Here is a 13,131-nt window from a genome sequence, read left to right on the forward strand (position 1 = left end):
AACTGCTTATTTTCTATGAAATTGAATTTATATCTGCGAGAAGTTTTTGGGACAATGTACCTGTCCCTCCGTCCCTATGGCTAAATTTTAGTGACAATTTATTCACTCCTTCATTGTTAAGTTTTTGGGTTAGCAAATTACCAACACGTTGGCCCATTTAAATCTAATCGTTGTCCGCCAGCTTCAAACCCGAAAAAGGGATTTACAGTTCCCATTTGGATGATTATAGTGGCTCAGGAGGGCAATGGACAAAGCAGCGCTCAAAAAAGCTGATACTGGTCATGTACAGGGGTCTTTATGCGTGGATGATGAAGTCCGTATATAAAAAAAGAGATCACGACTGCAACCGGAATCTCAATGGTTAAAGCTGCTTGAAGAACAGCATACAGCTCCGAATGCTGATGTTTAATTCGTAATGAACGTCTGTACGTACCAATGGTCTTCAATATCGACAAACGTAAGGTGAATTGTGACATGGGAGTCGCCTTGATACACAGCAAACCCCACTACAAACGTTCTCTCATCCTGCAGTTCATGATACCTGTATTCTAAATTTTCCATGGTTATATCTCCAGAAAAGAATTTCTGTTCATATTTGCCCTCGTCCATGTCAAAGATAAAATTCTCATTCTCTTTATCAATAGCGGCGGAAGGGGCTAGAAGTTCATCAAGCGCATCATAGTCTGAATCCTGCATGGCCTTGAAAAAAGCAAGTGACTCTTTCATGGTTTCTTCTAGGATCGCTTCTTCCTCAGGCGTAATGGTGCTTTTTTTATTAGTAGTTACTTGAGTTTCAACACCTTGAGTCCCTGTACCCGTTTTTTCATTGGTCATGTTCCCGCAGCCGCTCATCATAGTTATAGCAAAAAAACCAGTCAATAAAATTTTCTTCATGATTAATTCCCCTTTGATAATGAATTCATTTCATATGGCTCAGTGTACTCAGTGTCGGCTGATTGAAAATGGTGCATCATTGTCCCTTTGTCTATATAAAACGCCTCGACTTGTAAGGCCTTCTTGTCTTGATTCATCCCGAATATGAGTTGCAAATCAACATTTCCCCGGCTAACCAATTCCGTATCGAATGTTGCTTTTGTAGAATTATTATAGGAATGAATCGTTTCTCCGGCGTACTTTGAAACCTTGATGAAATATTCTACTTCGCCTGACTCATTCGGAATCACCTCAAATCTGTTGCTCCCAATCATCTTTATTAATTCTTCTTCACTCATCCCTACTTGAAAATAATTCTTTATAAATTCAAGATCCTTCAAGATGGTTGCATGGTGCTTTATGGGCTTGATAGGCTGACCTGGCGTCCCTGCCTGATCATTCAACAGCAGGATAATAGATAAGCCGAATACGAGCACTGTTGAAAGAACTGCTATAAGGCGTTGGAGCTGACGCAACCTTATGAAGGGTTTCTTCGATTTTATTCCTACAGTTTTATTAAGAATGTTTCTCCTTTCATGATGGGAGATCGTAATGTCCTTATATATGGCCTTATCTAAGTGTTCTTTTACACGGTTAAATTCGGAACTCATAAATGACCATCTCTCCTTTCTATTTCCGCTTTAAGGAGTAATTTTCCGCGTCGTAATCTTGTTTTGACTGTCTCCGCATTCAATTGTGTAACTTCACTGATTTCCGTTATTTTTAATTCCTCATAGTAGTACAGGTAGAGAACTTCCCTATATTTTTTAGGCAATTCCAAGAGCGTTTTTGTAACCAGGGTATGGTTGTCCTTTTTCAATAAAATGGATTCTGGCGTTTCAAATGTAGGAAGTAGCTGTTCCTCTTTAAAGGGGTGAAAATTCAAGAAAAACCGCTTTCTCATCACATCCTTGCAGTGGTTGATCGTGATCCTATAAATCCACGTTTTATAGGATGATTTTCCTTGAAAAGTGGCTATGTTGTTATAGCATTTTATAAAAACATCCTGAACAATGTCCTCCGCCATTTTCATATCCCTCACATACGTAAAGGCGACCCTCTTTACCATATCACCGTATAAGTCTACTAATTTTATAAAAAACTCTTCTTCTGAGAGCAAGTTGAATTCTATGGCTTCCTCACGATCCGTCATTCTTTCACTCCCCTTAAAACCAATTCAATCCTTAGACGCATCATCAACTGGATTGTTTCATATTGAATGATTTATTTTTTAAAAGGCTGTTTTCGTAAAAATTGTGCTAAAATAGTTAAATGGAATTTATTTACTATTTTACTTCTAATAACATATTTTTGGAACTTGGAAAGATGGAGAGATGAAAAACCTGTTAATTGTTTTCAGTATTATCCTTGTTTTAACGGGTTGTGGACAGGCAAAAGGTACTGTAACTGGTGGTAGTAACGAGTTATCGAAGGATCAGAGGAACAAAGATATGCTTACTAACGAAGAAATTGTCAACGCGTTAGAAGGTAAAGGAGTTACCCTTGATTTTGTTAGGAAGCGTGTCGAAAAATATTTTTTTGGCAACCCACCAACGGGTTAAACCGTTGATAAATCAACATTTATAGAGGGTGGCGTAACATTCATTGAACCAGACTGAATGTGTACACCCTCTAATATGTTAATAAATCCGCCTCGTATCAGAGCAACTTAAGGTTAGGTCTAAGCTCAGTCGCTCTTACAGTTCCTAAAGCTTTAGTCTAACATTTCCTCTAACTTATCTAGTTCAATCACCAATGGTTCGTCATATCCCTCTGCTAAGGTTGTTTCAAAGTAGGCTTTTACAGCTCCTTTAATTGTTGTATCCCTGCTTCCATTTTCCTCTAAAGCATTCAATCGCTTCAATAGCGTAGTAAGAAATTCATGACTGTTAATCTTATCATTGACTAACGCCTTAACAATTTGAACTTGCTTCTTTGTCTCATTTTTCATAATATAACTCCTTTTTGAAGGGATTTGTCTTATTTATTTTATTAATTAACTTACCTGCAAATGTAACAACTCCCACTTTTGATTTTTTAACATACCTTTCTTCCCTCCTTAACCTAGGGAGCCTCATTTTTTTACCCTTTTTTCATATTCGTTAAATTCATGGTCTATAAATACTTTATGAAGACTAGCTTTAATAAAATCCAAACATTCATTTGCTTTGATCCTCTCACCATAGTCATCTCTCCATATAAAATAATCAGATAAACCTACTCGTGGTTGATTTATGTTTTTATATATTTCTGTTAATTGTAAATATAGTTGATTTAGATTAGTTTCTTCAGGGTGATTATAAAAACATTCATCTATTAATGTTAAGCCCATTGCTAATTGTTTAATAAGATCATTCACTTCGTTATCACTCTCTTTATTCAAAATTGTGATTAACTGTTTATATAGTTCTTTAATCTGTAATATCTCCATTTTCATATACAACCCTCTTTTGTTATTTAATTGGAGTTGATGATACAACTTATCCACCTTTTATTTTTAAAGAACTAGGAACAAATTTTTGATTCCCACCACTTAAATATATACCACCTTGATAACCTGCAGGACCTTCATTAGTACAATACTTTTCATTTGGAAATCCCCCTGTTTATATAGAATAACTATCCTTAGGTAGATTCATGTCTAGCAGCTTTTGTTCTAGTTCTACTATTTTCATTATGGTGTAACCCTCCTTAGTATTTTATCTTCTAATAAATTTTCAACCTCATCTTTCTATGCATTGACCAAGTGCTACTGCCAATTATACGTCGACCAGAACTAAAAAGAGCCGGCTATGTTAATGGCGATACTTAGAGATTTAATTTTATAAATTCTCAAATAATAAATGTTCTCTCATTTTGAAATTGCGGACATCCGCGGCGGCTTTACCGATGCCTGCTATACTCTCGGCAGTATTAGCTCTGCCGGCGGTCTTAGCTATGGTTTTGGCCCCCAAAAGGGAACGAATGTTATGAAAAAAGATAGTAGCCGGAGTTCCAACTACTATCATACAAAGGTTATTTTAACTTTTCTTTTTTTTCTGACTTTGAAATACGGGTAATATTATATCTAGCGTGGGTTGATTCGCGGGTAACACTTCTAAACAATATTTTTTAAGCCATGATTCATTCCCCGATAACAAATCATCCCATCTATAAAATAAACCTGAAGCCCATACCCTTAATTGTGCTTTTAGAAAATCTTCATTATTTTTAGGGGTACCATATTTACTTCTATCTTCAACAGTAAATCTATCTTGTATTAGATTAGTTATATGATAGACAGATAGTGCAAAAAGTTTTCCTACAAGGAAGCATTGTTTATCATCCAATGAGATAATACTTAGATTATATTTAGTAATTACTCCTTGTAATATGTTTGTTACGAAATTTTTGTAAGTATCCAAATAATAACCTCCTATTCTTGAATTACCATTTGTTTTGTCTTAGGGTCATAATTGTATCAATGTTTTCTTAAATGATAATATTCTTTTCCAAAACCAGAAAGTTCATATTTTCCTGTCTCAAAATTCCTTCTAAATATCATACTGTCACTACCGAATTTCGGCCATTACTTAATGTCTTTGCGCATTATAGCGTTATCTAACCAAGGCCCGCCAGTCTCAACTTTCAGTCCCTGTTTCACCTGCCCCATTGGCATTCAAGCTGCAATTCCAACAGTGACTCCACAAGCTAAAAACGCAAATACACTGAAACTATTCCGCTAACCACTGTTTATTGCCACGAGCGTTGTCATTCTCGTCAGTTTGTTAGCTATGCCATATCCGTAACTATCCCTGCAATGTAAAATGTCATCTCGCCTATACATCATATTATGCTCACAAACCAAGTATTAAAGCAGAATGCCTTGATGGTACAACCATTATGAGTTACGAATTTCACTTAAGCATTATTCAATGTCTACCTAACAAATGTTTTTCCTTTCCTTTTATTTCTCTATTCATTTTCTTATGACTGCAACCAACTCGTAAATTTTCTAACCATCATGAGTTTTTGATTCAAAAGTCATCTTGTTTTTAACAATAAAGTTCTTAAACTTAAAAAACCTTGAAAGGTATACAGCCAATCAAGGTTTATAACAATTCAAATGTTCTTTGGATTTCTTATTAATAGTATCTAATTGTAATCATACTTGAACCTGAACGTGGATCATAATTAGATGATATTTCTCCCCAAGCAAACTTACTAGAGGAGGATCCAATCAATTTTCAAGCATTACGTCATGCTCTTTTTTTCTTTGTAGTTCATTTTCATTACTGTTCATTACTCCATTTATAGGTTGATAGGAGAAGTGGCGTTTTTGGTTGTTCCGTCCGTATTTTGTTATTGATTATGCTACATCTACATCAGTACAATGACAATAAGTTATTGTTCTAAGATATTTTCTTTTTATTTATGAAATTATTCTTCAACAAAACACGCAAAACTTTCCTCATTTAAAAATATTAATTAAACACGGTTGGATTGACCTTTTTTAAGCTCAATTCAACCTTGTTTCAAAAACGATTTCTGTAGACTCTTTTATTGTTTTTTTTATTGTTCCCTCTAGTCAAAAGGGCATAAGCAAAAAGAATATACATCAAGATGGTCATTCCATAAACTAAATACTTAACAACAACACTACCGTCAGAAAAATTTGAGACGTTATAAGATAGCAAAGAAAGTAATAAAGTAGAGAAAATTAATCCTTTAATATTTAAATATTTTTTTGACAATTTAGTTCCACCTTTATAAATTTTCTGATAATAAAATAATAACACAATTACAAAATTGTGGTACAAAAAGGAGGACAATTGCTGAATGGGTGAAAACAAATACAATAATGCAGTGACACTTTTTTAAATCGTAAAAACAATGAAGTGGCACCTTTTTTGTCACTTCATTGTTTTACCAGAAAGGAGAGAATAAATTTCCTCTCTAGGTACAATATGCCGGTATGATAAACAAGGGGAAATTAGAAACAAAAAAACAGAGCCTAGTGAATCAGGTTTTTTATATGTTGAAAAATTCAGTATCGACAAAAATGCAAAATAATATGATTGAACAGCCTTTTAAGTTTTGACAGTGGCTCTTGCAGCGTTGGCAGGGGTTTTTCCGATGCCTACTATACTCTTGGCAGTATTTATTAGCTCTGCCGGCGGTCTGATAAAAATATTGATTTAAACAATTCTGGTCAAACAGAGTTCATTTATTTAGGGGAAGTCCCTATAGATTCTTCGGAGTACACGTTGAGCATCAAATGGATAAACGAAGGAGAAGAGATTGAGCAAGTTTTGAAATTTTAAAAAAAGAAACGTTTTTTTGTTGTGCCTAAACTAGGGTGAAAAAAAAACCTGTTAATATCGAATAACTATCCTCAGGTACATAATATCAGTCATTGCATCGACCAAGTGCTGCTGCCAGTTATACTTGTCTCGTCCAGAACAAAAAAAAGAGCCATTAAAAGCAAGCTACATTAAAACTTTACTTAGACTTAATAGTTGGCTTTGTATTGTATCTAAACTTTATGCCTACATTGAGTTCTTAATAGTTTTCATTCCAAAGAAATAAAATTAATTTAATAAGGTGTTGATGAATATTTTTAAAGAGGCTCATGCATTTTGTTTATAATAATTTATTAATATTCCAGTATCGCCACCTCTTGGATCATAAAATGATAATATCTCACCCCAAGTATAATTATAATTTATACCTCCTGGCTTTGTTTCTGACGGTTGACCTAATTGATTCATTAACCATTCATCGTGGCTTTTTCTTTTTAACTCCACATTATTATCTGACCAATTCTCATAAGAATTTTTTAATGTTGGGTCTGCATTTTTCAGTTCAATAGATCTAAGAAATTCCTTGTTAAAGACAATTTTCACCCACAATGAGAGACCATTTATTATTTGAGGATTTATAAAATTAAATCTCTTAGAATCACCATTAACATAACTATTTACTTCGGATGAGAAAACACTTATAAACTCACTGCTATTCATTCCATCATTTATCTCTTTATTCTTTATTATTATTTTTCCTTCATCTATTCCCATCATTCTCCTCCTGTTATTATTTTTCTAATGCATCTATCATTTTATAGTATTCATCCAGAGACATCTTATAATTTTTCAATTCGAATGCTTTAACTTCAAGTTTCTTTATTACCCCGTTCTTTACCAACTCATTAAAGTCGGGTATGAACATTTGTGGTAATCCTCCATCTCCAAATTGTGGATTAGCCTTAGTTAGTCCGAAGGCTACATCTGTATTTTCTTTTATTTCATAAGCCACCATTTTACTTCTATATTCAGCAGCATTCATTCCATCCTCCCAATAGGGTTTTACTTGTAATCCTTCAAATAATTTTTTTGAATCACCGTTTATTCTTTCAACTGCACTTTTAGTAGTAGCATATCCTGTTGGGTAAGGTTCGCCTACATATATTATTTTACCTTTTTTAAGGGTGATGTTACGGTACTTGTCTACCCCCACGTAAGGGAAAGTTCCTTGCCAACTTTTTGCATTTTCTGAAGGACTGATGTTTTCACCTTTAACCGTACCCTGAGTACTCTTATTCCCCTCAACCACATCAAACTTTTGCTCACTAACCGGTTTTACACTCACATTCCTCTCCACTGACCCTTGCCCGCCAGACTCAACTTTCAGCCCCTTTTTCACCTGCCCCATCGGCATGCGGGCAGCAGTTCCCGCCAAGGCACCGCCAGCTAAAAATGAAAACACACCGAAACTATCCAGCAAATGCTCCGCTGAGTATGGCTCTTTAGGATTTACAGTTCCAACCACCATGTCATCTGCGCCCATTGTGATGTAATGGAGGAAGCTAGACATGCTTTTCTCTTCTTTAAACTGCACATAGCGGCTCTGAATGCCATTCCATATATCTACTGTTCCATCCACTAAACCTCCAGGAGGTAGTCTGCAAAGTCATACCATGAGTCTGTGCTCTTTTCCGACCTTTTCTCAACCCATCCCATACTGATTCTGTAATTTCCTTAAAGCTATGTAAAGATTTCATAATTGGATTATCTGAAACTTTTTTCTCTTCTGTTTCAGCGGCAGAGACAGTTGGAGCCTTCACCGATAATGGCAAACCCGTAAAACCGACGGTCAGTAATCTTATTTTAGACAGATCCACTTGATAGGTGATCGTTCTGTTCCACCAGCAATCCAAAGCTCCAACCGCCCTGAGATTTTCTTTTGTCGCAGAGGGCTCTTTTTTGTTCAAGTCCCCAAAAATCCTTTTAACAGGAATGCTCCTATTCTTAGATTACCATTTGTTTTGTCTTAAGGTCATAACCGCCCACTGTGATGTAATGGAGGAAGTTAGACATGCTTTTCTCTTCTTTAAACTGTACATAGCGGCTCTGCGTGACCTTATATATGGAAAATAGCGCCGTATAAAGCAGAAATGGCGGGCTAGAGTCCGGTTCAATACCGTATCCAAGCCAGCCTATTAGCTGTATAGTAAAAACTCTATTTTTGGTGGTCAGCCCAGTACCTGTCCCTTCGTCCCTATATCTTCTCTTTTATAATCTCTAGAATGACATCATCTTTACTAACCCATTTTTGGTATACACCCTTGTCTATACAATTCATACCAAGATTTTCCCATACTTTATAATCACCAACCATGGTTACAATAGATATCATGCTATCTTTCTGAGCAGCCACTTCAAATTCATACCCTCGATAGTGTGCTTTCTTCCTTTTATAATAAAATTGCCCAATTTCACTTAGTGTTACATATTTAACGTATATGGTTTGATTGTTTATTGATTTTTTTTCAAAACCATTTAATTCTTCTTTTGAATCTTCTGAACGCAAAATTATACGCCCATCTTCCTTCATTCCTGCTGAATATTCATTTCCATTATATATTGCAAATTTCGGATTTTTCATAGGACCTCCTAATCAATACTTATAAATTTACCCCAATCTTAATTATAAACTGCACGTAAAATTTCTTTCCCGTCTCTTATTTCTATTAATTGAGCACCATCAGAAACTTCTATAAATTTATTAGTTTTATATTCAGGAATTATTTGTCCGTTTTCAGCTTTTGTAAAACCATTACCTGTAAATGGAGGAGCATCTTCGATTGTACCTCCCATACTTTTTCCATATGGAATTGTTATCTCTGATACTTCATTCGTTGTGTACCTAATTATTCCTATAGTATCATTTGATAATGGATTGTATACACTTTCTGGATAATCTAAACGTAAGCTCTGATAAATATCTTTATAGGTCTTTAATTGTAAAACATCATCTGCTCTCGTTACATAACCACCAACTTGCGTATATGTTCCATTCATGTATTTTTCAATATCTCTTGACGGTATTACTTTTTGTAAAACAGTTTTGTTATTAGGAGTTGGAACACTGTTTCTAATAGACTTTAACCTTTCTTTTTGATTAGAGGATAATTTAGACACTTCAGTTAATCTTAGCGCATTAAACTCATTTATAGATAACCCATGCTCTTCAATTATATTATTAATAGAATAGTTTCGGGCGTTTCTAATCCCATCTTTACCCTTAGTACTCATATTACCCTCAACCACATCAAACTTTTGCTCACTAACCGGTTTTACACTTACATTCGTCTCCACTGACCCTTGCCCGCCGGAATCAACTTTCAGTCCCTTTTTCACCTGCCCCATCGGCATGCGGGCTACAGTTCCCGCCAAGGCTCCACCAGCTAAAAATGTAAATACACCGAAACTATCCAGCAAATGCTCCGCTGAGTAAGGCTCTTTAAACAGAATGCCTTGATGGTACAAACTTCATTAGTTATGAATTTCATTAATGCATCATCTATATTGACTAAGATCTAAAACTTTAATAAAACCACCTGTTGCTCAAAAGGCAATCAGGTGGTTTCTTCCATACTCTAAAATTTATCCATATTAATAACACACTCAATTTCTTATATTTTCAACTTGCACTCTCTATTCAAGTATTTTTAAAAATTCAGTAAAGTTATCTGCCAAATTATATGTAACAGGCTCAAACTCATCAGATTCTTCATGAGACCATATACATACAGATGGATTATTTTTATCTGTTCTAAAATCTAAACATACGAAGTCACCCGCAAATACACTAGCTATTGGCAATACCTCTGCCCCTAATAAGTCTTCGTTATCAGTTAACCTTTCACCTATTTGTGAAAACACAACATCTATGTCATAAATTCCTTTTGGATGATTCTCAATATCATCCAATATACACAAAAACCTTTCTATCGCATAACCACGGTTGTTACACTCAAATGTTGCTTCCTCAACCTCTACACCATTATTTTCTTTTATAAATTCTAAGAAAGACTCTGGTAATAAAAGTCTCCAAAACTTTTTGTGATTTTTTATTAATTCATCTGAAGGCAATGGCTTTACTATAGTGTCCTGTTTGATTTTCATATTTGTTCTCCTTTCTTTACTAGTTATCTCGGAGCATCTGCCCACATTCCAGTAGATCTGCCACCATTATGAATAGTTATATTGTATATTCCAAAAGGTACTAGCTCCACTTTACCTGGTACTTCAGTATGGTGCCGTGTTATACCTTCTGGTCTTACTCCAATTATGTTATCTAGCCATTCAAATTGTGCGTCGTCAGACTTTAACCAGAGACTTTCTGGTAAATCTTTAGTCTTACCACAAGTCCCGCACTCTTGAAATCTGCAAAACCATACCTCATTCCATCTGCTTTAATTACATTTACATTGGGAATCAGCCTGTCTTCAATCAATGTCTATGACGTTAAGTGTTAATAAGTTCGCCAATGTGTTTGTCAGACTTGAACGCAATTACATAACGACAATAGCCTAATCCCAACTTTACAATGACGGTGGATTAGGCTATTTTTATATAAAAAATAAAAAGGAAAAGCCCCCATCGATTGCAGTCAATTGGGGGCCGAAAAAATAAAAACATGTGTACAAATAGAATACTACCTTTTGGGAAAACACTCAAGTCTTATTGAAAGGAACATGGGGAAACACGGCCCAACTTATCTTTATGTTGCCCTGACAACCCATGTAAAAAAAGAACTTTATATAAGCATGGCCGTTATTTTCGGTGGGCAACTACAAAGTACCAGTGCATCCTTATTCCAATTTACCGCTGGTATTGTCCGATATGTGGAAAAACAGTGTCCCTTATTCCTGATTTCCTCATTCCTTGGGCCCGTGTAGTGACGGCCTCTCGCAAGGCAGCTTTCAAGCGGAGAAAGAAAGGAATCAGCTTCAAATAAATCTTACGAAGCATTGTATCTCCTTCGATTGGCGGAATTTCAGCGACTACGATCAAGCGGTGGTGGAGCCGGTACCTGGCACAAGTTGACCGTACTTCTATTCGGGTGGCAGGCAGACTTATTCATTTGGGGGAGTCAGAGGATTTACTTCGCCTTCATTCAAAAGGAGTAAATCCAACTCCCCTGGATACGCTTGAATGGTTTTATACTCTTCTTCAAAAATACACACCACTCTTCCAATTTAACTCATCAATGAAGGGTTATTTGTCATTCCTAAATAGTCACCTTCCTGTCGATCTCCGTCTCTAATATAAGGTGTCAATCCACCGTCAGCCTCTGTGACGAATGCCATTCTTCATTCTGACACTCAATTCCATCTAAATTATCCCATCCTTTCAATGCTCGTCCGACATAATATGCATACCTGTCTAAATGGAGCCAGCGTGCCATAATTTTAAGGAATATCTATAGAGGAGAGATTTGGATGGATGAAAATCAAAGACAAGAGATTGCCAACTTTCGGTATGGTCTAGTAGCCCCATTGGTCACCCGTAAATTGGAACCAGGGGAACAAGCTCAACTGTTGAAGGAAATTGCGACGCATTCATATGAAATTCTATTTAGTACTGCAAAAATGGTGAGTGTTCGCACCCTGGAAAGATATATGAAAGGATACAAAGTGTGGTGATTGGTTTGAGCTGCATCTTGGGGAGGGTAGAAAACTTTCCTGCCGAATAGAACTCGGGAGGGAATGGTATATCATGGTTGGCCGCAATGAGACAAAATTATATTTAAAACCAGATGAAACCTATCAGGTTCATATTTAGTTTTTCAGGGGAAGTTGAGCCAAGTGGTCAACTTCCCCTTTTTGGCATTACGTCCGTCAAACTTTAGGACTAATAACAATCGCCGACGAAAATGACGGCAACAAAATATAAAAATCACCTTAAATGTCGGTTCCGATACTACCGTCAGATAGGGTGATTAATAACATCAGGCCATCTTCAATTGCTTTTTCCTTAATCAATTTTCGCTGGCGGGCAGTTAAATGTTCTCCACCATGAAATGTGTCATGGCATAGCTGTTCCGTTCTGCATTAGATAAAGATACAATGTTGCCTTGTTCAATAAAATACAACGCTAAGTCTCGTCCATAACCGCCCACATCTTCTAATCCAAATACAGGGGTCAAACCTTCTGTAAGATACCTATTCACATATTCTAATAAACTAGGAAAAATAGATGGTTTATTTTGAAAAGTCATTTTCCCTAACTTCTCAAACCAACAATCTAATACCACCGCTGTATGTTGGAACTTGTGTAAATCTAACCCTATATAAATATGCTTATCTCTTTTCATCAGAAAACCTCACCCCTATTTTAGAAACCCACTATAAAACGTTTTTCTATCTAAAATCCGTTTAACTTGGACTTTGCTAAACCTCTTATCTTGTTTCGTTCGATGTCCTTCTTCATTCAATCTTTCTGCAAGTTGTGTTAATGTCCATAAAGGATACTGTTCCTTCAAGTCAAACACTCTTTGAACCGTTTTAGCTTGTCTATCATCTATGACAAGGCTTTTCTTACCTTTCTCCACTTTGTAGCCTAATGCAACATTTCCACCTGCATAGCCGCCCTGTTGGGCTTTCTTGTTTCGCCCTCTCCCTAGCTTTAAAGAGATTTCTAATCGTTGATATTGGTCTAATAACTCCATTAAGCCATTGATTAAAAAGTCACTAGGGTCTTTCTTATTGATACTATATTGCGGTTGTTCAATACTCCGAATGTCTACTCCATACTTTTTCAATTCTCGATGAATTAACACTTTCACAATGTCTGACTGTAAACGAGCACATTATTTCAGATTGGATTATTCATATTAATCCGGCAGAATATCTGGAACACTGTGCTCATTTTT

General features: G+C 35.9%; 16 protein-coding genes and 2 pseudogenes. 3 read left to right on the plus strand and 15 right to left on the minus strand.

From position 1 onward, the window contains the following. Positions 1–405 precede the first annotated feature (405 nt). The 3 genes from GJU40_RS19280 to GJU40_RS19290 are packed head-to-tail and all read right to left on the minus strand — an operon-like array spanning position 406 to position 2,086. Positions 406–894 (minus strand): hypothetical protein, encoded by a 489-nt coding sequence (locus GJU40_RS19280; RefSeq protein WP_154309685.1) that lies wholly within the window; start codon positions 892–894, stop codon positions 406–408. A gap of 2 nt (positions 895–896) precedes the next feature. Then, entirely contained in the window at positions 897–1,544 is a 648-nt protein-coding gene (locus GJU40_RS19285) for a hypothetical protein (protein ID WP_154309686.1), read from the minus strand. Further along, the gene (locus GJU40_RS19290) at positions 1,541–2,086 is read right to left on the minus strand and encodes a sigma-70 family RNA polymerase sigma factor (protein WP_154309687.1); all 546 of its coding nucleotides are present in this window, start codon (positions 2,084–2,086) and stop codon (positions 1,541–1,543) included. Before GJU40_RS19290 ends, GJU40_RS19285 begins: the two co-directional genes overlap by 4 nt. A 181-nt stretch (positions 2,087–2,267) precedes the next feature. Between GJU40_RS19290 and GJU40_RS19295 the strand changes: the two genes are divergently transcribed. Beyond that, entirely contained in the window at positions 2,268–2,495 is a 228-nt protein-coding gene (locus tag GJU40_RS19295; protein ID WP_154309688.1) for a hypothetical protein, read from the plus strand. A 152-nt stretch (positions 2,496–2,647) separates the two neighbouring features. On the opposite strand, the gene GJU40_RS19300 is transcribed toward GJU40_RS19295, so the two are convergent. From GJU40_RS19300 to GJU40_RS21435, 10 genes are all read right to left on the minus strand, one after another. Continuing rightward, positions 2,648–2,884, minus strand: a complete 237-nt coding sequence (locus tag GJU40_RS19300) for a hypothetical protein (RefSeq protein ID WP_154309689.1) — start codon at positions 2,882–2,884, stop codon at positions 2,648–2,650. 123 nt (positions 2,885–3,007) lie between these two features. Next, positions 3,008–3,370 (minus strand): hypothetical protein, encoded by a 363-nt coding sequence (locus GJU40_RS19305; protein WP_154309690.1) that lies wholly within the window; start codon positions 3,368–3,370, stop codon positions 3,008–3,010. 583 nt (positions 3,371–3,953) lie between these two features. Next, on the minus strand, positions 3,954–4,337 hold the full coding sequence (locus tag GJU40_RS19315) for a hypothetical protein (RefSeq protein WP_154309692.1): 384 nt from the start codon (positions 4,335–4,337) through the stop codon (positions 3,954–3,956). A 2,205-nt stretch (positions 4,338–6,542) separates the two neighbouring features. Then, on the minus strand, positions 6,543–6,992 hold the full coding sequence (locus GJU40_RS19320) for a hypothetical protein (RefSeq protein WP_154309693.1): 450 nt from the start codon (positions 6,990–6,992) through the stop codon (positions 6,543–6,545). 13 nt (positions 6,993–7,005) lie between these two features. Beyond that, positions 7,006–7,854 (minus strand): hypothetical protein, encoded by an 849-nt coding sequence (locus tag GJU40_RS19325; protein ID WP_170289459.1) that lies wholly within the window; start codon positions 7,852–7,854, stop codon positions 7,006–7,008. Beyond that, positions 7,799–8,182, minus strand: coding sequence for a hypothetical protein (locus tag GJU40_RS19330; protein ID WP_154309695.1), 384 nt, complete (start codon positions 8,180–8,182; stop codon positions 7,799–7,801). The genes GJU40_RS19325 and GJU40_RS19330 overlap by 56 nt, the downstream gene beginning before the upstream one ends. A gap of 287 nt (positions 8,183–8,469) precedes the next feature. Beyond that, a complete protein-coding gene (locus GJU40_RS19335) occupies positions 8,470–8,856 on the minus strand; it encodes a hypothetical protein (protein WP_154309696.1) in 387 nt (128 codons plus the stop codon). A gap of 38 nt (positions 8,857–8,894) precedes the next feature. Next, positions 8,895–9,740, minus strand: a complete 846-nt coding sequence (locus tag GJU40_RS19340) for a hypothetical protein (RefSeq protein ID WP_154309697.1) — start codon at positions 9,738–9,740, stop codon at positions 8,895–8,897. A 168-nt stretch (positions 9,741–9,908) separates the two neighbouring features. Then, complete coding sequence (locus GJU40_RS19345) at positions 9,909–10,379, minus strand: SMI1/KNR4 family protein (RefSeq protein WP_154309698.1); 471 nt, start codon at positions 10,377–10,379, stop codon at positions 9,909–9,911. Between the two features lie 23 nt (positions 10,380–10,402). Beyond that, positions 10,403–10,489 (minus strand): HNH endonuclease, encoded by an 87-nt coding sequence (locus GJU40_RS21435; RefSeq protein WP_343031636.1) that lies wholly within the window; start codon positions 10,487–10,489, stop codon positions 10,403–10,405. Positions 10,490–11,698: 1,209 nt separating this feature from the next. Between GJU40_RS21435 and GJU40_RS19355 the strand changes: the two genes are divergently transcribed. Then, a complete protein-coding gene (locus GJU40_RS19355) occupies positions 11,699–11,902 on the plus strand; it encodes a hypothetical protein (RefSeq protein WP_154309699.1) in 204 nt (67 codons plus the stop codon). A gap of 46 nt (positions 11,903–11,948) precedes the next feature. Continuing rightward, the gene (locus GJU40_RS20780; protein ID WP_343031637.1) at positions 11,949–12,041 is read left to right on the plus strand and encodes a hypothetical protein; all 93 of its coding nucleotides are present in this window, start codon (positions 11,949–11,951) and stop codon (positions 12,039–12,041) included. A gap of 244 nt (positions 12,042–12,285) precedes the next feature. On the opposite strand, the pseudogene GJU40_RS19360 reads toward GJU40_RS20780, so the two are convergent. Both GJU40_RS19360 and GJU40_RS19365 read right to left on the minus strand, forming a co-directional pair. After that, a pseudogene (locus GJU40_RS19360) lies at positions 12,286–12,573 on the minus strand (IS110 family transposase); the annotation flags it as partial. A gap of 15 nt (positions 12,574–12,588) precedes the next feature. After that, positions 12,589–13,056, minus strand: a pseudogene (locus tag GJU40_RS19365) (recombinase family protein); the annotation flags it as partial. Between the last annotated feature and the right edge of the window lie 75 nt (positions 13,057–13,131).

It is taken from the genome of Metabacillus lacus (genome assembly GCF_009674805.1).
Taxonomy (GTDB): Bacteria; Bacillota; Bacilli; order Bacillales; family Bacillaceae; genus Metabacillus_C; species Metabacillus_C lacus.

Excerpts from the sequence above, each read along its gene's own strand:
- GJU40_RS19295 (WP_154309688.1), top strand. The coding sequence starts at position 2,268 with ATGAAAAACCTGTTAATTGTTTTCAGTATTATCCTTGTTTTAACGGGT.
- GJU40_RS19300 (WP_154309689.1), bottom strand. The coding sequence starts at position 2,884 with ATGAAAAATGAGACAAAGAAGCAAGTTCAAATTGTTAAGGCGTTAGTC.
- GJU40_RS19290 (WP_154309687.1), bottom strand. The coding sequence starts at position 2,086 with ATGACGGATCGTGAGGAAGCCATAGAATTCAACTTGCTCTCAGAAGAA.
- GJU40_RS19280 (WP_154309685.1), bottom strand. The coding sequence starts at position 894 with ATGAAGAAAATTTTATTGACTGGTTTTTTTGCTATAACTATGATGAGC.
- GJU40_RS19345 (WP_154309698.1), bottom strand. The coding sequence starts at position 10,379 with ATGAAAATCAAACAGGACACTATAGTAAAGCCATTGCCTTCAGATGAA.
- GJU40_RS19285 (WP_154309686.1), bottom strand. The coding sequence starts at position 1,544 with ATGAGTTCCGAATTTAACCGTGTAAAAGAACACTTAGATAAGGCCATA.
- GJU40_RS19355 (WP_154309699.1), top strand. The coding sequence starts at position 11,699 with ATGGATGAAAATCAAAGACAAGAGATTGCCAACTTTCGGTATGGTCTA.
- GJU40_RS19305 (WP_154309690.1), bottom strand. The coding sequence starts at position 3,370 with ATGAAAATGGAGATATTACAGATTAAAGAACTATATAAACAGTTAATC.
- GJU40_RS19335 (WP_154309696.1), bottom strand. The coding sequence starts at position 8,856 with ATGAAAAATCCGAAATTTGCAATATATAATGGAAATGAATATTCAGCA.
- GJU40_RS19320 (WP_154309693.1), bottom strand. The coding sequence starts at position 6,992 with ATGATGGGAATAGATGAAGGAAAAATAATAATAAAGAATAAAGAGATA.